This window comes from Curtobacterium sp. YC1 (genome assembly GCF_016267665.1).
Taxonomy (GTDB): domain Bacteria; phylum Actinomycetota; class Actinomycetes; order Actinomycetales; family Microbacteriaceae; genus Curtobacterium.
The window spans coordinates 2,468,270-2,491,982 of the sequence record NZ_CP066341.1 but is presented as its reverse complement, the minus strand read 5'-3'; the positions used below and the strand labels follow the sequence as shown (position 1 = coordinate 2,491,982).

General features: G+C 72.5%; 26 protein-coding genes. 13 read left to right on the top strand and 13 right to left on the bottom strand.

What is annotated here, in order from left to right; genetic code table 11:
* Positions 1–98: 98 nt before the first annotated feature.
* Entirely contained in the window at positions 99–1,328 is a 1,230-nt protein-coding gene (locus I8920_RS11750; RefSeq protein ID WP_198656511.1) for an ROK family protein, read from the top strand.
* On the opposite strand, the gene I8920_RS11745 is transcribed toward I8920_RS11750, so the two are convergent.
* Positions 1,240–1,932, bottom strand: coding sequence for an NUDIX hydrolase (locus I8920_RS11745; RefSeq protein ID WP_442873559.1), 693 nt, complete (start codon positions 1,930–1,932; stop codon positions 1,240–1,242). The genes I8920_RS11750 and I8920_RS11745 overlap by 89 nt on opposite strands.
* Before the next feature lie 118 nt (positions 1,933–2,050).
* Between I8920_RS11745 and I8920_RS11740 the strand changes: the two genes are divergently transcribed.
* Both I8920_RS11740 and I8920_RS11735 read left to right on the top strand, forming a co-directional pair.
* Positions 2,051–2,617, top strand: a complete 567-nt coding sequence (locus tag I8920_RS11740) for a hypothetical protein (RefSeq protein WP_198656510.1) — start codon at positions 2,051–2,053, stop codon at positions 2,615–2,617.
* Between the two features lie 104 nt (positions 2,618–2,721).
* Positions 2,722–3,186 (top strand): hypothetical protein, encoded by a 465-nt coding sequence (locus I8920_RS11735; protein WP_198656509.1) that lies wholly within the window; start codon positions 2,722–2,724, stop codon positions 3,184–3,186.
* A 40-nt stretch (positions 3,187–3,226) separates the two neighbouring features.
* Here the strand turns inward: I8920_RS11735 and I8920_RS11730 are convergent, their stop codons facing one another.
* Complete coding sequence (locus I8920_RS11730) at positions 3,227–3,622, bottom strand: hypothetical protein (RefSeq protein ID WP_198656508.1); 396 nt, start codon at positions 3,620–3,622, stop codon at positions 3,227–3,229.
* 100 nt (positions 3,623–3,722) lie between these two features.
* On the opposite strand from I8920_RS11730, the gene I8920_RS11725 reads away from it, so the two are divergent.
* Positions 3,723–4,085 (top strand): hypothetical protein, encoded by a 363-nt coding sequence (locus I8920_RS11725; RefSeq protein WP_198656507.1) that lies wholly within the window; start codon positions 3,723–3,725, stop codon positions 4,083–4,085.
* A gap of 92 nt (positions 4,086–4,177) precedes the next feature.
* Here the strand turns inward: I8920_RS11725 and I8920_RS11720 are convergent, their stop codons facing one another.
* Complete coding sequence (locus I8920_RS11720; protein WP_198656506.1) at positions 4,178–5,161, bottom strand: glycoside hydrolase family 16 protein; 984 nt, start codon at positions 5,159–5,161, stop codon at positions 4,178–4,180.
* A 230-nt stretch (positions 5,162–5,391) separates the two neighbouring features.
* Positions 5,392–6,585: an alpha-hydroxy acid oxidase gene (locus I8920_RS11715; RefSeq protein WP_232832885.1), complete on the bottom strand. Its 1,194-nt coding sequence runs from the start codon at positions 6,583–6,585 to the stop codon at positions 5,392–5,394.
* Between the two features lie 311 nt (positions 6,586–6,896).
* Between I8920_RS11715 and I8920_RS11710 the strand changes: the two genes are divergently transcribed.
* Positions 6,897–7,175 carry a hypothetical protein gene (locus I8920_RS11710; RefSeq protein ID WP_198656504.1) on the top strand — a complete coding sequence of 93 codons (279 nt, stop codon included), beginning with the start codon at positions 6,897–6,899 and terminating at the stop codon, positions 7,173–7,175.
* A gap of 28 nt (positions 7,176–7,203) precedes the next feature.
* Here the strand turns inward: I8920_RS11710 and I8920_RS11705 are convergent, their stop codons facing one another.
* A complete protein-coding gene (locus I8920_RS11705; RefSeq protein ID WP_198656503.1) occupies positions 7,204–8,214 on the bottom strand; it encodes a threonine aldolase family protein in 1,011 nt (336 codons plus the stop codon).
* Between the two features lie 59 nt (positions 8,215–8,273).
* Here I8920_RS11705 and I8920_RS11700 point away from each other — a divergent pair, with 59 nt between their 5' ends.
* Entirely contained in the window at positions 8,274–9,188 is a 915-nt protein-coding gene (locus tag I8920_RS11700) for a metallophosphoesterase family protein (RefSeq protein ID WP_198656502.1), read from the top strand.
* 172 nt (positions 9,189–9,360) lie between these two features.
* On the top strand, positions 9,361–10,422 hold the full coding sequence (locus I8920_RS11695) for an NADP-dependent oxidoreductase (protein WP_198656501.1): 1,062 nt from the start codon (positions 9,361–9,363) through the stop codon (positions 10,420–10,422).
* A gap of 41 nt (positions 10,423–10,463) precedes the next feature.
* Here I8920_RS11695 and I8920_RS11690 read toward each other — a convergent pair whose 3' ends face one another.
* From I8920_RS11690 to I8920_RS11675, 4 genes are all read right to left on the bottom strand, one after another.
* Entirely contained in the window at positions 10,464–11,315 is an 852-nt protein-coding gene (locus I8920_RS11690; RefSeq protein ID WP_198656500.1) for an ABC transporter permease, read from the bottom strand.
* The gene (locus I8920_RS11685) at positions 11,302–12,279 is read right to left on the bottom strand and encodes an ABC transporter ATP-binding protein (protein WP_198656499.1); all 978 of its coding nucleotides are present in this window, start codon (positions 12,277–12,279) and stop codon (positions 11,302–11,304) included. Before I8920_RS11685 ends, I8920_RS11690 begins: the two co-directional genes overlap by 14 nt.
* A gap of 17 nt (positions 12,280–12,296) precedes the next feature.
* On the bottom strand, positions 12,297–13,373 hold the full coding sequence (locus I8920_RS11680) for a LolA family protein (protein WP_198656498.1): 1,077 nt from the start codon (positions 13,371–13,373) through the stop codon (positions 12,297–12,299).
* 143 nt (positions 13,374–13,516) lie between these two features.
* A complete protein-coding gene (locus I8920_RS11675) occupies positions 13,517–13,999 on the bottom strand; it encodes a ribose-5-phosphate isomerase (RefSeq protein WP_198656497.1) in 483 nt (160 codons plus the stop codon).
* Positions 14,000–14,110: 111 nt separating this feature from the next.
* Here I8920_RS11675 and I8920_RS11670 point away from each other — a divergent pair, with 111 nt between their 5' ends.
* Positions 14,111–15,073 (top strand): sugar-binding transcriptional regulator, encoded by a 963-nt coding sequence (locus I8920_RS11670; RefSeq protein ID WP_198656496.1) that lies wholly within the window; start codon positions 14,111–14,113, stop codon positions 15,071–15,073.
* A 96-nt stretch (positions 15,074–15,169) separates the two neighbouring features.
* Here I8920_RS11670 and I8920_RS11665 read toward each other — a convergent pair whose 3' ends face one another.
* Positions 15,170–15,694 (bottom strand): DinB family protein, encoded by a 525-nt coding sequence (locus I8920_RS11665; RefSeq protein ID WP_198656495.1) that lies wholly within the window; start codon positions 15,692–15,694, stop codon positions 15,170–15,172.
* A 22-nt stretch (positions 15,695–15,716) separates the two neighbouring features.
* Positions 15,717–16,745: a GTP-binding protein gene (locus tag I8920_RS11660; protein WP_198656494.1), complete on the bottom strand. Its 1,029-nt coding sequence runs from the start codon at positions 16,743–16,745 to the stop codon at positions 15,717–15,719.
* 45 nt (positions 16,746–16,790) lie between these two features.
* On the opposite strand from I8920_RS11660, the gene ykgO reads away from it, so the two are divergent.
* Both ykgO and I8920_RS11650 read left to right on the top strand, forming a co-directional pair.
* Positions 16,791–16,913, top strand: coding sequence for a type B 50S ribosomal protein L36 (gene ykgO, locus I8920_RS11655; protein WP_056224971.1), 123 nt, complete (start codon positions 16,791–16,793; stop codon positions 16,911–16,913).
* A 28-nt stretch (positions 16,914–16,941) separates the two neighbouring features.
* The gene (locus I8920_RS11650; protein ID WP_198656493.1) at positions 16,942–17,598 is read left to right on the top strand and encodes a histidine phosphatase family protein; all 657 of its coding nucleotides are present in this window, start codon (positions 16,942–16,944) and stop codon (positions 17,596–17,598) included.
* A gap of 80 nt (positions 17,599–17,678) precedes the next feature.
* Here I8920_RS11650 and I8920_RS11645 read toward each other — a convergent pair whose 3' ends face one another.
* Positions 17,679–19,418, bottom strand: a complete 1,740-nt coding sequence (locus tag I8920_RS11645; protein ID WP_198656492.1) for a glycerol-3-phosphate dehydrogenase/oxidase — start codon at positions 19,416–19,418, stop codon at positions 17,679–17,681.
* 212 nt (positions 19,419–19,630) lie between these two features.
* On the opposite strand from I8920_RS11645, the gene I8920_RS11640 reads away from it, so the two are divergent.
* The 3 genes from I8920_RS11640 (at position 19,631) to ald (ending at position 22,807) form a co-directional block, all read left to right on the top strand.
* A complete protein-coding gene (locus I8920_RS11640) occupies positions 19,631–20,572 on the top strand; it encodes a sugar-binding transcriptional regulator (protein WP_198656491.1) in 942 nt (313 codons plus the stop codon).
* 48 nt (positions 20,573–20,620) lie between these two features.
* Complete coding sequence (locus I8920_RS11635; RefSeq protein WP_198656490.1) at positions 20,621–21,580, top strand: helix-turn-helix transcriptional regulator; 960 nt, start codon at positions 20,621–20,623, stop codon at positions 21,578–21,580.
* 126 nt (positions 21,581–21,706) lie between these two features.
* Complete coding sequence (ald, locus tag I8920_RS11630; RefSeq protein WP_198656489.1) at positions 21,707–22,807, top strand: alanine dehydrogenase; 1,101 nt, start codon at positions 21,707–21,709, stop codon at positions 22,805–22,807.
* A gap of 104 nt (positions 22,808–22,911) precedes the next feature.
* Here ald and I8920_RS11625 read toward each other — a convergent pair whose 3' ends face one another.
* A complete protein-coding gene (locus I8920_RS11625) occupies positions 22,912–23,688 on the bottom strand; it encodes a tryptophan-rich sensory protein (RefSeq protein ID WP_198656488.1) in 777 nt (258 codons plus the stop codon).
* Positions 23,689–23,713: the final 25 nt, after the last annotated feature.

Sequence of the window (23,713 nt, the reverse complement as noted above, 5' to 3'; positions counted from 1 at the left end):
CGTTCCGACCTGCGAACGGCTCCGCTGTCGCTCGCATGACTAAATATAGCGAGAAAATCTAATTCCGCAAGGAACTCGTCGCGCGATAGGGTCGCGGCATGCCGCCACCCCGTGGAACGAGCGCAGAGACGCTGCTCGCGTACGCCTTCGACTCGTCGGCGTTCACCGCGACCGAGGCGATCGACGCCACCGGCCTGACCCGGTCCACCGTGCTGAGCGCGGCCGAGGAACTCGTCCGGCTCGGCTGGCTGTGCGAGCTCGACGACGCCCGCGCCGCGGGGGAGTACCGGATGGGGCGCCCGGCACGCCGCTACGCGCTCGACACGGTCGCCGGCGTCGTCGTCGGCGTGGACGCCGGGCAGCACCGGGTGACGGCGTTCGTCGCCGACCTGCGCGGCGCCGTGCTGGGTCGTGCCGAGGGGGCGCTCGGCGAATCGGGCCTCGACGTGCCCGTGCGGCTCGGGGTCCTGGCCGACACCGTGGCCGCCGCACTCGCCTCGGCCGACGTCGACCGCGCCCGGGTCCTGGTCACGGTCGTGGGCATCCCCGCACCGGTCGACGCGGCCGGGGCGTCACCCGACGACGGCGGCTTCTGGGTCCGGATGAACCCGGGGTTCGCCGACGCGGTCCCGGACGGGCGGGTGCTGGTGGAGAACGACGCGAACCTCGCAGCGCTCGCCGAACGGCCGTCCTCGGGAGACGCCTCGTTCGCCGCGCTGCTGTCCGGCGAACGCTTCGGAGCCGGGCTCGTCGTCGACGGGGTCCTGCTGCGCGGTGCCCACGGCGGCGCGGGGGAGATGCGGGTGCTCGAACTCGTCGAGGGCGTCGGCTCGTCCGACGGCATCGGTGCCGTCGCCCGCACGTTCGTGGCCGACGCCGTCGCCGCCGGGCACATCCCCGCCGACACCGCGCTCGCCGCCGACGCCGCCCTGGTGTTCGCGGCCGCACGGAGCGGTGATCCGGTCGCCCGCACGATCGTCGACCGGTTGGGCGACCGCCTGGCCCGGGTCTGCATCCTGCTCGCGAGCCTGCTCGACATCGACCGCGTGGTGGTCGCCGGGGCGATCGCCCAGCCCGCCGTCGCCGTCATCGACCGCGCACGCGACCTGCTCGCCGAGGGGCACTTCGACCCGGTCCCCGAACTCGTCGCGTCCTCGCTCGGGGCTGACGTCGTCGTCATCGGGGCCGTGGCCCACGCGGTCGACGCGGTGCGGGCCGACCCGCTGTCGTTCCCCCTGCTCAGCCGGGCAGCGGGATCTCCCGATCGCGGTCCCACGGCTCCGTCCAGCCGAGCCGGTCGAACAGCGCATCCAGCAGCATCGCGGTGAAGCCCCACACCAGGTGCTCGTCGCCGTCGGCCTCGATGGTGAACGCCGGGCCGCGCCACTCCTGACCACTGCGCCGGATCACGGTGACGCCCCGGTGCGCCGGGTCGAGCAGGTCGGCGACCGGTACCCGGAACACCGCGGCCGACTCCTGGTCGTCGACGACCCGGATCGGTGACGGGTCCCGCCACCAACCGATGACGGGTCGCACCAGGTGGTTCGAGAACGCCAGCGGTACCGACGGCAGCGTGCCGAGCACCTCGACGCCCCTCGGGTCGAGGCCTGTCTCCTCCTGCGCCTCGCGGAGCGCAGCAGCGACGGCATCGGCATCACCCGGGTCGACGCGGCCGCCCGGGAAGGCCACCTCGCCCGCGTGCGAGCGGAGGGTCGCGGCACGGGCGAGCAGCAGGACGTCGAGCTCGCGGGGGACCGCGGAGGCCAGCGCCGGGTGATCGCTCGGGGTGTGGTCGAGCGTGCCGAAGAGCATGAGCACGGCCGCTCGTCGGGGCGAGACGGTGTCGCCCGGCTCGGAGGGTGGTGCGGCGTCGCCCCAGCCGGCCGCTGCCACCGCCGCGAGTGCTGCCCGTGCTGATCCGTCCTGCGCCACCCGTTCACCCTAGGCGTGCCGCTGAGCCCTCCGGTCGGTGCACCCGCCCAGGGTGCTCCCGGGCAGCGTGGGCAGGCTGAGCAGAGCGAGGATCACTCGGACAACCAGGAGAGACACGATGGACCGCTTCCGCTCACTGCCCCTCCCGGCGCTGCTGCCGATCCTGTTCGTCCTGGTCGGTGGCCTGTACTTCGCCATCGGTCTCGTGTCGGACCAGGACACCGACTCCCCGGTCGCGCGGGCCGTCGGCTCCTTCTTCTACGCCCTCGTCATGACGACCTTCTTCGGGTTCCTCATCGCACACCGGCGCCGTCGCGCAGGCGGGACGGAGACGGCGGCGGCGATCCAGCGTGCGGTCCGGAGCGGCGAGCTGCCCGAGCACGTCGACCACGTCGTGTGGACGCGCGAGCTCGAGTCGACGCGCAAGCGGTACCGCAACAACCGGGTCGTCGTGCCGGTCATGGTGGTGCTGTTCGCGGTGTTCTCCGTCTGGGCGGCGGCCACCGTCAGCCCGTTCTGGTGGCTCATCCTGGTGCTGTTCGTCGGGGCGTGCGCCTACTCGGTGTGGGAGACCCGACGGGCACTGCGGAACATCGAGCACCTGTTGACGGCACTGCGCGGCAGTTGGACCATCGACCAGCCCGACGCTTCCCGGACCGACTCGCCGGCGAACCAGGCGGGCTGATCCGAGCCCGGCCGTCGCCCCGCTGTGGGGCACCGTGTCAGGATCGGCCGTCGCACGACATCTCTCAGTGAGCGCGCCCTGCTCCGACCGAAGGAGAGACACCCATGAACACCCGAACCCGCCTCAGCGTCACCGTACTGGCTGCCTGCGTCACGGTCGCCGCCCTCACCGGTTGCGCAGCGAGCGCCCCGACTCCGTCGCCGTCCGCCACCACGGCGATCGCCGGGGACGAGACCCCGGTCCCGTCCACGTCTCCGACCGCGACGGACGCCCCCACTCCCGAGACCCCGTCGACTCCGTCGTCGTCTCCGTCGCAGGGGTCCGGGACACCGGCGCTCGCGCAGCACATCCACGACGAGTGCAGCAAGGGGGCCGCGGACGCCGGGGTCACCCTGACGTTCACGGAGGACCCGTCGGGGTACACGGGCAGCGACGGGACCTACCAGCTCATCTACCCCTTCACCTTCGACGACGGGCACACCGACCCGTACGCCATCTACAACTGCACGCTCACCGACGACACGGTCGACTCCTCGTACGTCAGCAGCGGGATGACCGACAGCCACTGACCACCGTCGGTGGCGGCGCGTGCGGCGGACCGCCCGCGGATCAGGGCGGGGCGTCGCGGGACCAGTAGTCCGCTCGGATCACGAGGAGCTCGCCCTGGACCTCCGACGTCAGGTTGACGACGCGCGGATCCCACAGCGTCCCGGGCAGCCTCGCGAACGGCTCGGTGCCCAACCTCGTCGACAGCTCGGCCGGGGTCGTGCCCGCTGGCGGCTGCACGGACACGAGTACCCAACACCCGCCGGAGGCGCACCCCTCGTCCTCGTCGACCACCGTGCTCCCTGCCGGCAGGGGGATCGACGAGGTCGCCGGGACGTCGCCTTCGGTCGCGCCCGCGAACACGACGGCGGCGCGCAGACCGAAGAACAGGGCCGCGGCGCCGACGATGAGGACGGTCGCGACGATCGCTCGTCGGGTGGTCGTCCGCCGCCTGGTCACCGTCGCAGCCTAGGCGGCGGCGCGGGCGGGACCCAGGACGTCGAGCCGATCCGGTCGACCGCCGCCGTGGCGAGAGCCGCGCAGGACCTACCCTGGACGGATGCTCTCCCGCCGCGACGCCGCCATCCGGCTCGACATCCCCCTCGAGATGGCGACCCACCACGGCCTGCCCGTCCGCCTCAGCGAAGCCGAGCTCGAGGCGATCGAGCAGGACCCGCCCGCCTGGCTCGTGCAGTCGCGCGCGAACCGCACCGGCACCAAGAAGGTCTGGGTGCGCCTGGAATGCGTGGTCTGCCACTACGCCGAGACCGCGCGGCCGAAGAAGTGGTGGCCGGACTGGGACCACCTGATGTGCGACTACCACGCGCCGTACCAGGCGCCCGAGCCGACCGCCGGGCTGACCCGGCGCGAGGTCGAGGGCATCGGCAGCCGCTTCGTCGCCCTCGTCGACGAGCGTCGCTGAGCCGGTCGCGACCACGTGACGGACGGGAGGCCCGGTGCCAGCTGGCACCGGGCCTCCCGTCCGTGACGTGCGGACGTGCGGACCTGCGGACGCTACTCGGTCGTCGAGACCCAGTCGATGAGCAGGTTGCCCTCGTCGCCCCAGTTGCCGACCTGGAACATGAACCGGTGCGGCGTGGTGGGCACGTCCTCGGTGATGGTCCGCAACTCGGTGCCGTCGACGCTGTACGTGACCGACTCGCCGGGCACCCAGTTCACCGTGTAGGTGTGCCAGTCGCGCCACGAGACCCCGGTGTCGACCTGGACGCGCTCGGCTTCCCGCCCCGGCGTCATCGAGTGGTGGAACACGGACGGGTTCGACTCGAAGTTGCCCTCGGGGAAGTCGATCTCGCCGTCGGACCACACGTTCGACGTCGGCCACAGCATGAACGCCGCACCGTTGCCGTCGCCGCCGGTCGCCTTCGCGCGCACGGAGAACGAGCCGCCGACGTGGTCCCACGCTCCGTCGGCGGAGCCGAACGTGCCCGCCGCACCGGCACCGGTGCCGAGCGCGACGTCGAGGACGCCGTCGTGCACGGAGACGGTCCGGCTCGGGGCGTAGATGCCGGAGGTGCCGTCGGGGTAGGGCTGCCACGACTGCGGGTAGGCCGCGGTGACGAGACCGGTCGCTGCCGGCACGTCGAAGTCCTCGACGAACGAGACGTCGGGGGCGATCGCCGCGAGGTCGGCGAGCGACGCGGGTTCCGGGGCCGGGTCGGCCTCGGGGGCGTCGGCGGCGGGTTCGGCCTCGTCGGGTGCGGGCTCCTCGTCGGGCTGCACGGTGTCCTCGACCGGCGCCGAGGCGGCGTCGTCGACGGGCGTCGGTTCGTCGGCGGGCGGAGCGGGCTCGGCGGTCGCGGTCGACTCGTCTGCAGGCTCCGGGGAGTCCGTCGGTGCGGGGACCGGGGTGGCGCTCGGCGGTCGGTGTCCGCCGTCGCGCCAGTCGCACCACGGGTGGGCGGCGGCGGCGGTGGGGACGCCGATGACCAGGGCGCTGACGGCGGCTGCCACCAGGACGGCGCGACGCCGGCGGTTCACCGCGGGCTCCGGCAGGGACGGGTGTCTGGGGTCGTGCCGCGCGTGGGCGTGCACGTGCTTCGGGTCGTGATGACGGGCTCCTCGGGTGCTTCGGGCGCAGGATGCGGGGAGGGACGGCGCGTCAGCCGGCCGGGTGCCGAGGGGATCGTTGACGCGTCCACGGACATCTTGCACCATGCGTGCCCCGTTCGGGGGGTGTCACGGAAATCGGAGGACGGGGTCCGGTGTCCTCAGGGGCGGGGGATCGGCTGCAACCGCTGCAGCTGGGTGACGTGTCCCGGTTCGAGCTCGTCGAGCGTGGAGACGCCGAGCAGGCGCATGGTGCGCTCGATCTGCTCGGTGAGGATCTGGATCACCCGGTCGACGCCGGCCTCGCCGCCGGCCATGAGCCCGTAGAGGTAGGCGCGGCCGACCATCGTGAACCGTGCGCCGAGGGCGACCGCGGCGACGATGTCGGCGCCGGACATGATGCCGGTGTCCAGGTGCACCTCGGTGTCCCCGCCGACCTCCTTGACGACCGTCGGGAGCAGGTGGAACGGGACGGGGGCGCGGTCGAGCTGCCGGCCACCGTGGTTCGACAGGGTGATCCCGTCGACACCCATCGACGCCAGCCGCTTCGCGTCGGCGAGGGACTGCACGCCCTTCACGACGACCTTGCCGGGCCACTGGTCGCGGATCCACGCGAGGTCCTCGTAGGTGACGGTCGGGTCGAACATGTGGTCGAGGAGCTCCCCGACCGTCCCCGACCACCGGTCGAGCGACGCGAACGCGAGGGGTTCGGTGGTGAGGAAGTCGAACCACCACCACGGCCGCGGGATCGCGTTGATCACCGTCTTCGGCGTGAGCTGCGGCGGGATCGAGAACCCGTTCCGCTTGTCCCGCAGGCGTGCACCCGCGACTGGGACGTCGACCGTGACGAGCAGCGTGTCGAAGCCGGCGCGCGCGGCCCGGTCGACGAGCGCCATCGACTTGTCGCGGTCCTTCCACATGTACAGCTGGAACCAGTTCCGGCCGTGCGGGTTCGCGCCCTGGACGTCCTCGATCGCGGTGGTGCCCATCGTGGAGAGCGAGAACGGGATGCCCGCCCTCCCCGCAGCCCGCGCCCCGGCGCGTTCGCCCTCGGTCTGCATCATCCGGGTGAAGCCCGTCGGGGCGATCCCGAACGGCAGAGCTGTGGGCGCGCCGAGCACGTCGCGGGAGGTGTCGACCGTCGACACGTCGCGGAGGATCGCCGGGGTGAACTCGATGTCCTCGAACGCCTGCCGGGCACGGGCGAGGGAGATCTCCGCCTCGGCGGCACCCTCGGTGTAGTCGAACGCCGCCTTCGGGGTGCGGCGGGCTGCGATCCGGCGGAGGTCCCAGATGGTGAGCGCGGACTCGAGCCGCTGGCGCCGACCCGGCAGCGAGGGCTTCTTGAACTGCATCAACGGCGCGAGGTCGCGGACGGTCGGCAGCTGGCGTCGGACCCGCGTCCGGGCGGTCGAGGCCGGACCCGTCGTCGGTGCCGGGGCACCGGTGGCGGGGTCGACGCGGTGCTGGTCGTCGCTCGAGGCCATGGAGACATCCTACGTCTCGGCTGGCTGGACGAGGAAGGACCACCCGCCGTCCCGTCAGAGCGAGCAGGCGGTCGGACCTCTCCCGGTCGTCGCTGCCGTCGGCTGCTGTCGTCCACCACCACCACCCGCCCCGCCATCGGGGGATGGGCCGGCGGCGTCCGGAACCCTACGGTGGACGCATGCGACACCTGCGTGGCCGGAACCCCTACCAGTTCACCCTCGGCGCCATCGCCGTGGTGGGCGGTGCGCTCATCGTGCTGAACGTCCTGGTGCAGATGGTCGCGCCACCGTCGGACTCCGGTTACGCGTACGTCGCGGGCGGGTACGCGTCAGGAGCATCGACGCTGGTGGCGTTGTTCGGGTTCATGGCGGTGCTGGCGACCATCGCGTGGCTCGTGGTCGGGGCACTCCTGTGGGGCCCGCGCCGGACCCCGGATACCGACACGACGGCCGACTGAGGCCCTGCACAGGTCGTCGTACCGCGCGTCACCGCGGCAGGCGGCCCAGCACCTCCGCCGCGCGGGCAGCGTCGTCGCCGGAGACGTCGAGGTGCGTCACCAACCGCACCCGACGCGGACCGAGCTGCATCACCCGGACCCCGGCGGCGGCCGCAGCGGCCACGAACGCCGGCGGATCGGACACCTCGGCGAACACGATGTTCGTCTCGACGGTGTCCGGATCGACGTCGAGTGCCGCGGCGAGCACCCGGGCGTTCGCGTGGTCCTCGGCCAGCCGCTCGACGTGGTGCGTCAGCGCGAACCGCGCCGCCGCCGCGAGGAACCCGGTCTGCCGCATGCCGCCGCCGTACCGCTTCCGCCAGATCCGCGCCGCCGCGATGCGTTCCGTCGACCCGACGAGCACCGAGCCGACCGGTGCGCCGAGGCCCTTGGACAGGCAGACGGACACGGTGTCGAACCCGGCGGCCAGATCGTGCAGCGGGGTGGCCGAGGCGACGTGCGCGTTCCACAGCCGGGCGCCGTCCAGGTGCACCGCGATCCCGTGCTCCCGAGCGAAGGCCTGCACGGCGGAGACCTCGGACGCGGGCTGCACCGTGCCGCCGCCGAAGTTGTGCGTGTTCTCGACCGCGATGGCGGTGGTCGACACCGAGTAGGCGCCGGCGTTCGGCTCGGCGATGTCCCGCACGGCCGAGGCGACGAGCCGCCCGCGATCCGACGCCCAGGTGCGGGTGGTGATGCCGGAGAACACCGCGGCGGCGCCGAGCTCGGCCCGCACCACGTGGGCCTGCTGGTCGGCGACGAGTTCCTCGCCGGGGCCGACCAGCAGCCGCAGCCCGAGCTGGTTCGCCATCGAACCGGTCGGAGTGAACAGGCCGGCCTCGTGCCCGAGCAGTGCCGCGACGTCCTGTTCGAGCAGGTTCGTCGTCGGGTCCTCGCCGAAGACGTCGTCGCCGACCTCGGCGTCGAGCATCGCTGCGCGCATCGCGGCGGTCGGACGGGTGACGGTGTCGGAGCGGAGGTCGATGAACGCGTCGGTCACCAGGCAACGCTAACCCGCGACCGGTGCGGCGCACGACCGCCGTGGCTACCGTGGTGGACATGCAGCCGCCCGCCGCCGGGACCCTCCGGATCCTCCACCTGTCCGACACCCACCTGACTGGCGACGGAGCCCTGCACCAGGGATCGGTCGACACCACCGCCGCGCTCGACCGCCTGCTCGGCCACCTCGACGACCTGCCCGGCGTCGGGCTCGTCGTGGTGTCGGGCGACGTGTCCGAGGACGGCAGCCCGGCCTCGTACACCGCGGTGCGCGAGCGGATCGGTGGCTGGGCCGAGCGACACGGAGCGGCCCTCGTCGCCGTGCCGGGCAACCACGACCTGCGCGAGGGCTTCCGGCAGGTGCTCGCGAACGGTCACGTGCTGGGCGAGGGCGGTCAGCCGCTGGCGCACACGATGGAGTACCTGCCGCCCGAGGTCCCGGTGTCCGGGCAGTCGGTCGTCGCCGGCCGCCGCATCGTGACCGTCGACACGAGCGTCCCCGGCGCCGGGTACGGCGAGATCGACGGGACGTCGCTCGAGCGGCTCCGCGCGGCGCTGGGCGCGGAACCCGCTCCGCACGGCACCGTCGTCGTCCTCCACCACCCGCCCCTGCCGGCTCCGACCGAGCTGCACGAGGCCCTGCGGCTGCAGAACCCCGACGCGCTCGCCGACGCTCTGCGCGGCTCGGACGTCCGCGTCGTGCTCGGCGGCCACTACCACCACCACTTCGCGGGATCACTGGCCGGCGTGCCGGTCCTGGTCGCACCCGGGGTCGCGAACGACACGGACGTCACCGGCGCCCACGACGAGGAGTCGGCGACCCTGGACAGCGGCGCGCTCGTCGTGGACGTCGCCGCGGACGGCTCCGTCTGGTCGACACCGGTGCGCGCACCGCGTCCCGAGGGCGAACCGCTCGCGTTCCACATCGACGCCGCCACGGTCGCGTCGGTCATCGCGGCGGCCGGCAAACACTGAGCGCACGCCTGCGCGCCGGACGTGCGCCGTGACGGACGGGAGGCCCGGGGCCGTGTCCGCCACGGGCCTCCCGTCCGTCACCGGGTCCCGTCCCCGTGTCGGTACCCCGCCTGTTCGGGTTGCACGCGGGAACACCGAGTAGGCCGGAGCGACACGGAGCAGAGGAGCAGCCATGCGGATCGGCAGTGCAGTCCAGTACGACCGGTACGGCGACTTCGACGTCGTCGAACTCGTCCCCCAGGAGAAGCCGTCGGCCGGCCCCGGAGAGATCGTCGTCGAGATCGTCGCCGCCGGCCTGAACCACATCGAGCGGTTCCTGCGCGAGGGGAAGCTGCGCGACCACGTCGACCTCGAGTTCCCCGCCCGCCAGGGTGTGGACTTCGCCGGCATCGTGCGCGCCAAGGGCGACGGGGTGAAGGACCTGCGGGTCGGTGACGAGGTGATGGGCCACGCGCCGAACGGCGGAGCGCACGCCACCTGGATCGTCGTGCCGCGCGGCGCCGTCATCAAGAAGCCGGAACACGTCGGTTGGGAGGTCGCCGGCGGCCTGTACCTGGCGGGGTGCACCGCGGTGTCGGTCGTGCGATCGCTCCGCCTGGGGCCCGAGGACACCGTCGTCGTCACCGCGGCCGCCGGCGGGGTCGGTCACATCGAGTGCCAGCTGGCGCACGACGCCGGAGCGACCGTGATCGCCCTCGGCAGCGCACGCAACCACGACTACCTGCGCCAGATCGGGACGCTGCCCGTCGTGTACGGCGAGGGCGAGGAGGACCGCATCCGCGCCATCGCCGGCGGGCGCCCGATCACGGCCTTCATCGACAACCACGGCGAGAGCAACGCGGAACTGCTGGCCGAGCGACTCGGCGTCAGCGAGAAGCGGTTCGTGTCATCCGAGGAGCGCCGCGACATCGAGGTGCGGTTCCTCCGCGCCCCCGCCGAGGACGAGGAGACCCGGGAACTCCTGACGCTGCTGACGAAGGCCGTGCAGGACCGACGCGTGCAGGTGCTCATCTCGGGCTTCTACCCGTTCGAGTACATCGTCGAGGCGTACGAGGACCTGGCCGAGATGAAGTCCCGCGGCAAGGTCGTGATCGGCATGCAGACGGTCGAGACCGGGGCGCGGCTGGACTGGTACCGCTCCGAGAAGGCCCGTGACCTGCGCGACCGGTACGCCGAGGCGCGGGGGACCGACACGGAGACGATGGCCGGTGGATCGGCGACGCCCGCGAGCTGAGGTGTGGGCGCGGTCGGCACCACGGTGCCGGCCGCGCTGCGTCAGCTCAGGATGTCCTTCGAGGCGAACCGGCTGAACGCGAGCGCCCCGAAGACCACGACGTACCCGAGCTGCAGGACGGCGTTCGCGCCGAACGAGTCGAACGCGATCGGGTCACGCAGCAGGTCGCCGAACCCGAGCCACTGGTGCGAGAACAGGAACGGGTGCAGCCAGTCGAGCTGGGGGAGCTGGTCGAGCACCTGCGACGCCCCGGCGAGCACGACGGTCGCGGCCATCGCCCCGACCGGCACGTTCGTCAGGGTCGAGGCGAACATGCCGATCGCCACGAGTCCGAGCATCGACATCGCCACGTACAGCGCCAGCAGCAGCGCGCGCCCGGCGTACGACCAGCCGCCCACCTGCGTGCCGGACAGCAGCGTCACCGGGCCGATCGGGAAGAGGACCGCGCCGATCGCGGCCCCGACCAGCACGACGAGCAGCGTGGCGGCGAGGCAGAACGCCACCGCCCCGGCGAACTTCACGAGCACGAACCGCAGCCGGCCCGTCGGTGCGACGAGCAGGTAGCGGATGGTGCCGTGGCTCGCCTCGCCCGCGACGGTGTCACCGGCCACCACGCCCACCGTGAGCGGCAGGAACAGCGGGATCGACACCGTCAGGGCGGTGAAGGCCACGAACAGGCCGTTGTTGGTGATGTCGCCGAGGAACGCCGGCCCGCCGTCGTCGCCGTCGGTCGTCAGCTTGACGGCGACGGCGATCAGGATCGGCACGAGCGCGAGCGCCCCGAGCATCGCCCAGGTGCGCCGGCGTCGGAAGACCAGGGCGAGTTCGGATCCGAGCAGGGCGAACGGGCGCTGCCGGCGTGCGGTCGGCACGGCGGCGTCAGGCTGCGACATCGAATCCCTCTCCGGTGAGCGCGACGAACAGGTCCTCGAGGGTGCCGCCGCCCACCGCCACGCCACGCACCCGCACGTCGGCGCGGACGAGTTCGGCGGTGATGGTCTCCGGCAGCAGCTCGTGCGGCAGGTCGGCGACCAGGACGTCGGCCCCGCCGTCGTGCCGGGGTGCGAGTCCGAGCCGGGTCAGCACCGTGGCGGCCTGCCCGACGTCCGGCGTGCGGACGGTCACGGTGCGGGCTCCGGCGGCCCGGAGTTCGTCGAGCGGACCCTGGGCCACGATCCGACCCGTCCGCATCACCGCGGCGTGCGTGCACACCTGCTCGATCTCGGCGAGCAGGTGGCTCGACACGAACACCGTCGTGCCGTCGTCCGCCAGGGACCGGATGAGGTTGCGGACCTCGCGGGTGCCCTGCGGGTCGAGGCCGTTCGTCGGCTCGTCGAGCACCAGCAGGTCCCGCGGCGAGAGCAGGGCGTTCGCGAGCCCGAGCCGCTGCTTCATGCCGAGCGAGTACGCGTGCGCCTTCTTGTCGGCGGCGTGGGTCAGTCCGACGCGGTCGAGGGCGCTCGCCACGCGAGCCTTCCGGGTGCGCGGGTCCGAGGTGGGGTCGGCGGCGTCGAAGCGCTGCAGGTTCGCCCGGCCGGACAGGTACGGGTAGAACGCCGGCCCCTCGACCAGTGCTCCGACCCGCGGCAGGACGTCGTGCAGCGCCTTCGGCATCGAGCGGCCGAGCACCTCGATCGTGCCGCCCGTCGCGCTCGACAGGCCCAGGAGCATCCGGATCGTGGTGGTCTTGCCGGAACCGTTCGGTCCGAGGAACCCGAAGACGGCCCCGCGCGGCACCGCCAGGTCGATGCCGTCGACCGCGCGTTGCCTGCGGAAGACCTTCTGGAGGCCCGTGGTGCGGATCGCGAGGTCAGATGCGGTCGGGGTCGTGGGTGCGTCGGGGACGGCCGTCCCCACGCTCGGGTCGTCCGTGCTCACTTCGCGGCGGCGACCAGGGAGGACACTGGCACCGCACCCGCGAGCACGCGGCCGTCGTCGGTCAGGTAGACGGACACCAGGGCGGTCTGCACGGCGCGTCCGCCGTCGACCGGCTTCGTCAGCTGGTCGAGCAGACCCGAGGCATCGCCCTCGAGATCGGACCGGTCGACCGTGCCGGCGGGCAGCTCGGCGATGGTGCCCCAGCCCGTGCCGGAGAACGTCGGCTCGTCGCCGCTGCGTGCACGGTCGTGGCCGCCGTGTCCGCGCTGCTCGTGCGTGCCGGCGTCGGACAGGTCCTTCTCGGTCACCTCTGCGTTGGACGGCGGGGTGAAGTCGAACAGTCGAGCGGCCGGAGCGCCGTAGTCGAGGCTCGTGAAGCCGACCTGCACCGCGGGGTCGTCGGAGCCGGCGGCCTCGACGGTCGCCCGGAGCGGGAGTCCGGTCTGCTGGTCGACGGCCAGGCGCACGGCACCGACGAGGGTGTCCGACGACTTCGGCGTCAGGGTGATCTGCCAGGCGTCGTGCCCGGCGACGCGCACCGCGGTCGGCCCCGACACAGCGGTGGTCGGGGTGATCGCGTCGACGGCCTGCCGCGCGACGTCGGCGGGGGTGGTCGTGCCGTCCCGCAGGTCCTCGGGCGCGTCGCTCGGCAGGGTAACGTGCGTGGCCGTGCGGTCCTTCGAGTCCCACGTCCAGACGTCCGACCCGTTGCGGACGACGTCCTGCTCGGCGAGCTGCTGCGTCAGCTGGAAGCGCTGCTTGTCCGGGCCGTCGACGTACACCCGGGCGGTGTGCGACGACGTGAGCAGACCGAGGACGTCCGACGCGTCGCCCTCGAGCGACGAACCACCGGAGCCGGTCGGGAGCTCGGGGAGCCCGAGTGCGCTCGTCTGCGCGAGCTTGCCGGAGTACTGGGCGTCCGACGACTCGGCGATGCTCGCGATGACGTCAGCGGCGGTGGGGTTCTTCCCCGCGATCGGGTCGTTCGCGGCGTTCGCGATCATCGGGGCGGCAACGGCGCCGGCGACGACGACCGGTGCGATGACGGCTGGCAGCCAGGCTGACTTCTTCATCGGGATTCCCATCGTGGAGCATCAGAGACGTGAGCACGGTACGTCCGCCCGCCGACAGGCAGCTGGGCGTCCCACCTGTTCCCACAGTGCTCCCCGCCGCGCAGCACCACCATCCACCCGGAGGATGATCTGCGGACGCGGGGCTAGCCCTGCGCGTCGACGCCGGCGGGCGCGCTGCCGTCGTACTCGCAGATCGCCTGGACCTTCGACGCGCTCGCGCTGGTGCGGTCGAATTCGTAGCCGAGCCACTCCTTCGCCAGGCGGCGCGCGAGCTCGATGCCGACGACGCGCTGCCCCATGCAGAGCACCTGGGCGTCGTTCGACAGCACCGAGCGCTCCACGCTGTACGAGTCGTGGGCCGTGACCGCGCGGATGCCGGGCACCTTGTTGGCGCTGATCGCGACGCCGAGACCCGTGCCGCAGACCAGGATCGCGCGGTCGGCCTCGCCGTTCGCCACGAGTCGTGCGGCGTCCACCGCGACGTGCGGGTACGCGGTGTGCCCGTCGGCGTCCACCCCGACGTCGGTGACGTCCGACACGCGCTCGTCGGCGAGCAGGTCGGCCTTGATGATCTCCTTGTAGTCGAACCCGGCGTCGTCGGACCCGATCACGAGACGGTACGTCATGCGTGTGTTCCTTCCCGGCCCGTGGCACCGGGCCCCGTCCCAGTGTGCGCGGCACCTGGACATCTGTCCAGCACACAATTTCTGCCCGAGCAGAGGCGGTAGCATCGCCCCATGTCCGCCGACGTCCCCACCGCCGAGGCTGCCCGGACCCGCTTCCCGCTCGACACCGTCTACCAGGCGGCGCGCATGTACTACCTCGAGGACGCCACGCAGGTCGAGATCGCGGCCCGCCTGGGGGTCTCGCGGCCGACCGTCTCGCGGCTCGTCGCCGAGGCCCGCAAGGCCGGACTCGTCCGCATCGAGGTCGTCGACCCGTTCCAGGACGAGACGGTGGCGCTCGCCGAACGCCTGCAGGTCGTGCTCGGCCTGCGCGCGGTGCACCTCGCCGCGGTCACCCACGCCGCGACGCTCGGCGCCGACCTGGCCGGTCCGATCGCTGCGGCGGTGGAGGGCATGGGCCTGGTCCCCGGCGACGCCGTCCTGATGTCGTCCGGTCGCACCGTCCACGACGTCGCCCGGTCCGGCATGCCGACGATGCCGGGCGTCCAGCTCGTGCCGACCGTGGGCGGGCAGACCGACCCGATGCCGTGGTTCCAGACGAACGAGATCACGCGCACCGCCGCCGAGCACTCGGGCGCCATCCCGGCGTTCCTGTTCGCGCAGGCGCTGCCCTCGCCCGCGATGCGGTCGACCCTCGACGAGGACCCGGCGTTCCAGCACGTCGTCGGACTCTGGAGCCGCGCGAAGGGTGCGATCCTCGGGATCGGCGCACCCACCCCCACCCGCGACGCCCTGGCGAGGGGCATCCCGACCGACGACGCCGTGTTCGACCACGCCGCGGGTGACGTCTGCCTGAACTTCTACGCCGCCGACGGTTCGGCCATCGAGTTCCCCGGCAGCGACCGGATGGTGCGGACCTCGCGCGAGATCCTGGCGTCGGTGCCGCACGCCGTGGGGGTCGCCGTCGGCAGCGCGAAGGTCCCGAGCATCATCGGCGCGGTGCACGGCGGGCTCGTGAACGAGCTCGTCACGGACGCCGCGACCGCGCGGGCCGTGCTCGACGCCCTCGCCTGACCGACCCCGGTCGGTGCCGGATCCGGTGGTGACCGTCGCCGGACGGGAGGCGCGGTGCGGGGCCGCGCCGCGCCTCCCGGCCCTTTATCCCCGCGTCTAGGGCGTGCGCCGCACGTCCCACAGGTGGTGCACCGGGTCGTGCGCGTAGTAGGTGGCGAGCGTCGCGACGGTGAAGGCGCTGCCGTCGGACCGGAGCCCGGTGCGCTCGAGCACCGCGTCGGGGACCGCCGCGAAGGCCCGGGCCGCGCGGTCGGCCGACTCGCGCAGCTCCTCGGCGACGACCGCGGGGTCCTGCTCGGAGTAGCGGTCCTCGACGGCGGTGGCGTCCTGGTCCCAGTTCGCGAAGGTCGGGGTGTCCTGGGTGAGCATGAGCTCGAGGCGCTCGGCCATCTTCCGGTGCACGTCCCGCACGTGGGCGCCGTACTCGAGCGGCGACCAGGTGTGGTCGTCCGGACGGTCGCGCACGTCGTCGCGCCGGAGGACCTCCGGCCACGCGGCGGTGTTCTCGTCGATGATGCCCGGCACGTCGCGGACGGTCACCACGCTGCCGTCGTAGCCGCACTCGGGACACGCGGACTCGATGACCCACGTCCAGTTCTTCGTCTCGGGTTCGATCGCCACGCTGCCGATGGTAGGGCCTCGGTCACTCGTGCCGGTGCCCGGGCGCCGGGTCCGCCGCGGGCCACACCGGGAACGGGTCGGCCCAGCCGCGCCAGACGTCGGGCCCGGCCAGCAGCTCCGACGGTCTGAGCAGTGCGTGGTCCAGTGCCCGCTCGATCGCCCGGACGTCCAACCGCTCACCGACGAACCACAGCGCCTGACCGATCGGGGCGTCGGCGTCCCACGACGGGTTCGCGGTCGGGTCGAGCGCCAGCATCGCGCCGAAGCTCGACCACGAGCCGACGTGGTCGGGGCGTGACGCCAGGCGGAAGAACCCCTTCGACCGCAGTACGCGACCGTTCGCCCCGGCAGCCAGGTCCCGTTCGACGGCGGTCGCCAGCCGCACGGGGTGGAACGGCAGGGGCTCGCGGTAGCGCATCGACACCAGGTCGTCGCGGGCCTCGCGACCGGCGTCGGCACCGCTCGACAGGGCCCGCATCCAACCCGCTCCGGTGGCGAGCACCCGTGCCGCGCCGCCGTTCGACGCCGGCAGGTCGGCGGCGCTCCGGATCGCGGGCAGTGCGACGATCACGGCCTGGGGAGCCAGGCGGTGGAGCAGCGAGACGAGGGCGCGACGGCGGCGTCCGGACAGCGGTTCGACCCGGTCGAGGGCGATGACGGTCGCGTACTCCACCAGTGCCGTCACCCGGTCGGCGGCCACGAACGCGTCGTCGACGTCCGACCAGAGCAGGTGCGCGACGTCGTCCGCGCGCAACACCCCGACGACGTGGCGGAGCACCCGGTCGTCTCCGGTCTCGGAACGGGCGGCGTTCGCGAGCATCATGCCGACCGCTCGTGCGTCGGCGCCGGGGGTCATGGTGACGACGAGGCCGTGGTCCGCCGTCGGTCCGCACACCTGGTCGAGTCGGTCCGCACGGTCGGCGATCGCCCGTGCCGCGGCGAGGGCACTGCCCCCGGCGAGCATGCGGTGCCCGGTGGTGATCCGGGCGGCGAGACGGTCGGTGTCGACCTGGTGCAGGGCGGTGACGAGGGTGATGGCAGCAGCACGCATGTGGGCTACTGTAACTGACAACCGTTCTCAACAAGGAGGCTCGACGTGAAGGTCCGCAACTCGCTCAAGGCACTCAAGAAGATCCCCGGCTCGCAGGTGGTCCGGCGCCGGGGCCGCGTCTACGTCATCAACAAGAAGGACCCCCGCTGGAACACGCGTCAGGGCTGACGTCGGCGGCGGTCCGTAGGGTGGCGGCATGCGACTGCTGCTCATCCGCCACGGCCAGACCCCCGCGAACGTGCACGGCATCCTCGATGCCGTGGTGCCCGGACCCGGGCTGACCGAGCTCGGGCAGCAGCAGGCCGACGCCCTGCCGGCGGCGCTCGCCGACCGGGGGATCGAGCGCCTGTTCGCGTCGACCATGGTCCGGACGCAGATCACGGCGGCACCGCTGGCGACCGCGCTCGGGCTCGAACCCGTCGTCCTGCCCGGGCTCCGCGAGATCGAGGCGGGCGACACCCAGGGCAAGAACGACACGGTGTCGGTGCAGACCTACATCTCCACCGTGCACGGCTGGTCCGGCGGCGACCGGACCACCCGGATGCCGGGCGGCGAGAGCGGCACCGAGTTCTTCGAGCGGTACGACGACGCCGTGCGCCAGATCGAGGCCTCCGGGGTCGCGGTCGCCGCTGCCGTGAGCCACGGTGCCGCCATCCGCACCTGGGCGAGCGCCGCGGCGCAGAACACGCCGGACCACTTCGGCACGAAGCGGAACCTGGAGAACACCGGCATCGTCGAGCTCGAGGGCTCCTCGGCCGACGGCTGGCGCCTGGTCGACTGGGAGGGCGAGCCGGTCGGCGGCGACCAGCTCATCGACCGCACGGCGCTCGACCCCACCGGCGAGCGGTTCTGACGCGCGGGCGCTGACGCGACCAGCAGACGGACGGGAGGCGCGGTGCCAGCTGGCACCGCGCCTCCCGTCTGTCGCGTCGACTACGCGAGCTGCGCCGACGTCAGCGGCACGATCACGCCGTGCGACTCGCGCAGCACGTCGAGCGTGCGCTGCACCTCGTCCGCGCGCTCCTCGGTCGTCCAGTCGAGCGCACCGGCGAGCACGTCGGCCAGCTCGTCGAGCAGCTCGATCGTGACGCCGCCGACGAACGCCAGGTTCGTGCGGCGCAGGACGACGTCGACCAGGTGGACGGCCTGCTCGTGGCGGGCGAAGTACGCGACCTCGGCGCGGGTGAGCGACGGGTCCGACTCCAGGGCCTCGACGGGGCCGTCGGTCAGGACGTCCACGACCTCGGCGGCACGGGTGCCGTAGCGCTCGAGCAGGCCCTCGACGAGGGACTCGTCCAGGCCGTCGCGGTGGGACTTGATCCACAGGGCGCGCTGCGCGTCGGTGGCCGGGAAGTCCTTGCCGCCGCCGATCGGCATGCCGGTGGTGTCGACCTTGCGGGTGATGCCGAGCTTGGTCGTCGCCTCGGTGGACAGGTGTGCGGCGAGGGCGCGGAAGGTCGTCCACTTGCCACCGACGAGCGACAGCACGGTCGACTCCGGCAGGCCGGCGATCTGGGTGTCCACGATCCGGTAGTCGCGGGACACGAAGCCGGGGGCGGTGTCCTCGTGGCGGGGGAGCGGGCGGATGCCGGAGTAGCTGTAGACGATGTGGTCGCGGGTGACCTCGATCTGCGGGAACACGTGCTTGACGAGCCCGAAGAAGTAGTCGATCTCCTCGTCGGTCGTCGTGACCGGCTTCGCGGGGTCGGCGTCGATGTCGGTCGTGCCGATGAGCACCCGGCCCTTGAGCGGGTAGATGAGGACGATGCGGCCGTCGTCGTTCTCGAAGAACAGCTCACGGCCCTTGGTGGCCTCGAGCAGCTCGTCGTTGTGGACGACGATGTGCGAGCCCTTCGTGCCGCCCATGAACTTCGTCTCGCCGCCGAACGCCTCGTTCGTCAGGTCGGTCCAGGGGCCCGATGCGTTGATCACGACGTCGGCGGTGAACACGAACTCATCGCCGGTCTCGCGGTCGCGCAGCAGCACGCCGCCGTCACGGGTGCCGGCGGCCTCGACGTAGTTGGTCGCGCGGGCGGTCGCCGCGGAGCCGGTCCCGGTGCCGGCGGTCAGGCCGTCCTTCAGGACGTCGAGGGCCAGACGCTCCGGCTCGTGCACGCTCGCGTCGTAGTAGGTGCCCGTGTACTTCAGGTCCTTGTTGAGGGCTGGCATGTCCTCGAGCGCCGCCTTCTTGGTGCGGAAGACGTGCTTCGGGACGGAGCCGCCGTCGCGCGAGAAGGAGTCGTAGATCGTCATGCCGATCTTGATGAGCATCGCGCCGCGCTCCTTGGTGGAGCGCTGCTTGTGCGTCAGCATGCGCAGCGGGGCGTTCATGATGCCGGAGAACGTCGAGAAGATCGGCATCGTCGTCTGCAGCGGCTTGACGTAGTGCGGCGCGATGCGGATCAGGCCGTTGCGCTCCTGCACGCTCTCGCGCACCAGGCGGAACTCGCCGTTCTCCAGGTAGCGGATGCCGCCGTGGATCATGTGGCTCGATGCCGCGGAGGCGCCGGAGGCGTAGTCGCCGCGCTCGACCAGGGCGACGTCGACACCCTGCAGCGCGAGGTCGCGGAAGGTGGCGATGCCGTTGATGCCGCCGCCGACGACGAGGACCTGTGCATTCGGGCGCTCGGTGAGGGCGGTCACCGTGTTCCGGGGCTGTGTCTTCTTCGACATGGTTCGTCGCTTCCTTCGTCCGTTCGTGGGGTCACCAACGATCGTGCGCTCGTCGCGCACTGCGGGCAACCTGGGTGCACGAACGTGCAGAACAGGTGTCGCGCAGTGCGAACGGGCGGTCTGGAGGCTCGGCCGGGGTTGCAGACGCCCTGCACGTCCGTGCATGGTTGCGTTCGACAGATCGGAGCACCATGAGCGATGCGGGTCAGCCCATGCGCACCCAGCAGGCGCTGCGCGCTGCGCACCTGTACTACCTGCAGGACCTGACGATGGACGCCATCGCCGACGAGCTCGGCACGTCGCGCTCGTCGGTGTCCCGCCTGCTCAAGTACGCGCGCGACACCGGCCTGGTCGACATCCAGATCCGGTCGCCCCTGGACCAGGCCGCGGCGCTCAGCCGGTCGATCCGGTCGCGGTTCGGGGTGCACGCGCACGTCGTGCCGGTGCCCGACCACACGAGCGACGTCGACCGGCTCGAACGGGTCGCGCTGTCGGCCGCCCGGATCCTGACGCAGTACGTCGAGTCGAACATGGTGATCGGGCTGTCGTGGGGCTCGACGGTGAGCGCGGTGAGCCGGTACCTCGTGCCGAAGACCACGCACGGGTCGACGATCGTGCAGATCAACGGGGCCGCGAACACCCGCACGACGGGCATCGTGTACGCCTCGGAGATCCTGCGGCGGTTCGGCGAGGCGTACGGCGCCTTCGTGCAGCAGTTCCCCGTGCCGGCCTTCTTCGACGACCCCGCCACCAAGGAGGCCCTGTTCCGCGAGCGTTCGATCCGCCGTTTGCTCGACATGCACGAGCGGATGGACCTGGTCGTGTTCGGTGTGGGTGCCCCGCAGGCGCCGGTGCCCTCGCACGTGTACTCCGGCGGGTACCTCGACCCGGCGGACCGCGAGGAGCTCACCCGGGCACAGGTCGTCGGCGACGTGTCGACGGTGTTCTACCGGGCCGACGGGTCGTGGCGGGACATCGGTGTGAACGCCCGCGCGGGCGGACCCGACCTGGACACGATCAAGCGTGCGCCACGACGGGTGTGCGTCGTCGCCGGTCGCTCGAAGGCCGCATCGTTGCGCGGGGCACTGGCCTCGGGACTCGTGACCGACCTGATCCTGGACGAGAGCGTCGGACAGGCCATCCTGCAGCCCTGAGTCAGCATCTGAAGCAGATTGTCGGTGGGTACCAATAAGTTCAGGACCATGCTGCCTTCTCTCGAACTGCCCTCCGAGCGGTACCGCCGCCGGCTCGTCGGCAACGACGTGGACGAGGCGCTCGCGTTCTTCACGGGCGACTACGACTTCCGGGCCCCGGTCGTCCGGCGCACCCACGAGAACGCGTACTGGGACTTCGCCGGGGTCGGTGACGAGCGCATGTCGCTCCGCTCCTCGCGGTTCCTGGTGGACCTGCGGAGCGAGAGCCGCGTCGACGACCAGTTCCTGGTGGCCTGGCTGCGGCACGGCTCGAGCCGGATCACCTCCGGGGGCGAGGAACACGAGCTGCAGGCGGGCGTGCCCGTCGTGCTGCCCTTCGCCGAGCCCTACGAGCTGCACCACCGCGACATCGCCCTGAACCTGGTGCACCTGGACCGCGACTTCGTCCGGGCGATCGCCGGGGACGACGACTTCGCCTTCGACACGATGCGGCGGCCGACGTCCGAGGGCGCGGCGCTCTGGCAGTCGGTGGTGCGCCGGCACTCGTCGACCTGGCTCGACGTCGAGCGTCCGATGAGTCCGATCGAGCAGCGCGACATCGCCGAGGCGTTCGCGACCGCGGCGATCCGGGCGTTCCCCCGCCGCGACCGCTGGCGCGCCGCGGTGTCCGGCAGCGGTCCCGAGCACGAGCGGCTGCGCCGTGCCCTGGAGTTCGTGCACGAGCACGCCCGCGAGTCGATCGGCACGCCGGAGATCGCGAGTGCCGCGGGACTGAGTCCGCGCGGCCTGCAGCAGTCGCTCCGGCGGCACCTCGACCAGACGCCGGGCGAGCTGCTGCGCGGCGTGCGGCTCGACGGCGCGCGCACCGACCTGGTGAGCAGCGGCTTCGACGAGACGACGGTGGCCGAGGTCGCGCGCACCTGGGGGTTCGGACACCTCGGCCGCTTCTCGGCGACGTACCGCACCCGGTTCGGTGAGCTGCCGAGCGAGTCCCTGCGCGGCAGCTGACGGCGCTCCGCCGAATCACGTCGCACGGATCCGGCTGATCCTGCTCGGATCTTCGGTGGGACGGTGCTCGGAGCGAATCCGCGGCTCAATGGTGGAGACGAACGCACCGCCCACGAAGGAGTCCGCATGCGCATCGGCGTCCCGACCGAGATCAAGAACAACGAGTACCGCGTGGCGGCCACGCCGGCGGGGGCTGCCGAGCTGAGCGCCCACGGGCACGAGGTCCTGGTGCAGGCCGGGGCCGGTGTGGGTTCGGCCTTCACCGACGACGAGTACCGCGCTGCCGGTGCCACGATCGTCGACTCCGCCGCCGAGGTCTGGGACCGCGCGGAACTCGTGCTGAAGGTCAAGGAGCCCGTGGCGTCGGAGTACCCGATGATCCGACCGGGCCAGGTGCTCTTCACCTACCTGCACCTGGCCGCCGACCGCCCGTTGACCGACGCGCTCGTCGACTCCGGGGCCACCGCGATCGCCTACGAGACCGTGCAGCTGCCGGACCGCTCGCTCCCGCTGCTGTCGCCGATGTCCGAGGTCGCCGGCCGCCTGTCCGCCCAGGTCGGCGCCCACCACCTGATGCGCGCGAACGGCGGGCGGGGGCTGCTGCTCGGCGGGGTCCCCGGCGCACCGAAGGGACGGGTCGTCGTGATCGGCGGCGGCGTCGCGGGCGAGCACGCCGCGACGATGGCGCTCGGCATGGGTGCCGACGTCACCGTGTTCGACATCAGCCTGCCGCGGCTGCGCGCACTCGACGCCCGGTTCGACGGCCGCATCACGACCCTGCGGTCGTCGGCCCACGCCATCGGCGAGGCACTGCGCGACGCCGACCTGGTGATCGGTTCGGTCCTGATCCCCGGGGCGTCGGCGCCGAAGCTCGTGACCGACGCCATGGTCGCGGACATGCGACCGGGGTCGGTGCTCGTCGACATCGCGATCGACCAGGGCGGCTGCTTCGAGGGGTCGCACCCGACCACCCACGACGACCCGACCTTCGCCGTGCACGACACCGTGTACTACTGCGTGGCGAACATGCCGGGGGCCGTGCCGCGCACGAGCACGATCTCGCTGACGAACGCCACGCTGCCCTACGCCGTCGCGATCGCCGACCGCGGGTGGCAGGCCGCGCTCGAGGCCGATCCCGCGCTCGCCGCCGGCCTGAACGTGCACGGGGGAGCGGTCACGAACGCCGCGGTCGCCGCCGCCCACGACCTGGTGGCCGCCGCGCGCTGAGGCCGCGCTGACGCCCCCCGAGTCTTCGCGCTGAGCGACACCTCACGGCCCAGCGGCTGCGTGAGGTGTCGCTCAGCACGAAACGACGTGCCGGGGCTCGTGCGTCAGGCAGCCACCCACCCGGCGCGCGCCCGCACGACCACGGTCACGACGACCACCGCCGCCGCGGCCACCACGGCCGTGACCGCCGTCGGCACGGAGACGAGCGGTCCCTCGAACCGGGCGACCGCCACCCACGCCAGGCCCCACGCGAGCGAGGCCGCCGGGGCGAGGCGACCGCGCCCCCAGGACGCCAGCAGCACCCCGACGAGCCCGGCCACGGCCGCGACCACCACACCCCAGACGTCCTGCCCGAGGCCGAAGCCCCGGAAACCTGCCGCCGTCAGCACCGCGGCCGTGTTCGCCGCCGTCGCGACGCACACCCACCCCAGGTAGAGGCCGAACGTGCCGTCGACCAGGATCGCCTCGACGACGCCTCGCGAGCGGGTCCGGCGCAGGATCGAGAACGTCCAGACCAGCACGACGAGCAGCGCGACGATGATCGGCTCGCTGGCCCACAGCAGCCCGAACTGCACCGACAGGATCCACGCCGCGTTGAGCAGCAGGGACAGCACGGCCGGCAGCACCAGGCGGTCGTGTCGCTCGTCGTTCGCGGTGCGGACGAGCTGCAGGACCGCGTAGCCGATGAGTCCGGCGTAGATCACGCTCCAGATCGAGAAGGCCGGGCCGCCCGGGGCGATCGCGGTCGACGACGCGGAGAGTGCGCCTCCGGCGGCGTCGGCGATCGGCGTCCCACCGGCGGCTCCCGAGCCGATGTACGCCCCGACGACGGCGACGACCGCGCTCACCGCGACGGCGATCCGCTTCCAGATGCGCTTCATGACACTCCCTTTCGTCAGCATGCTG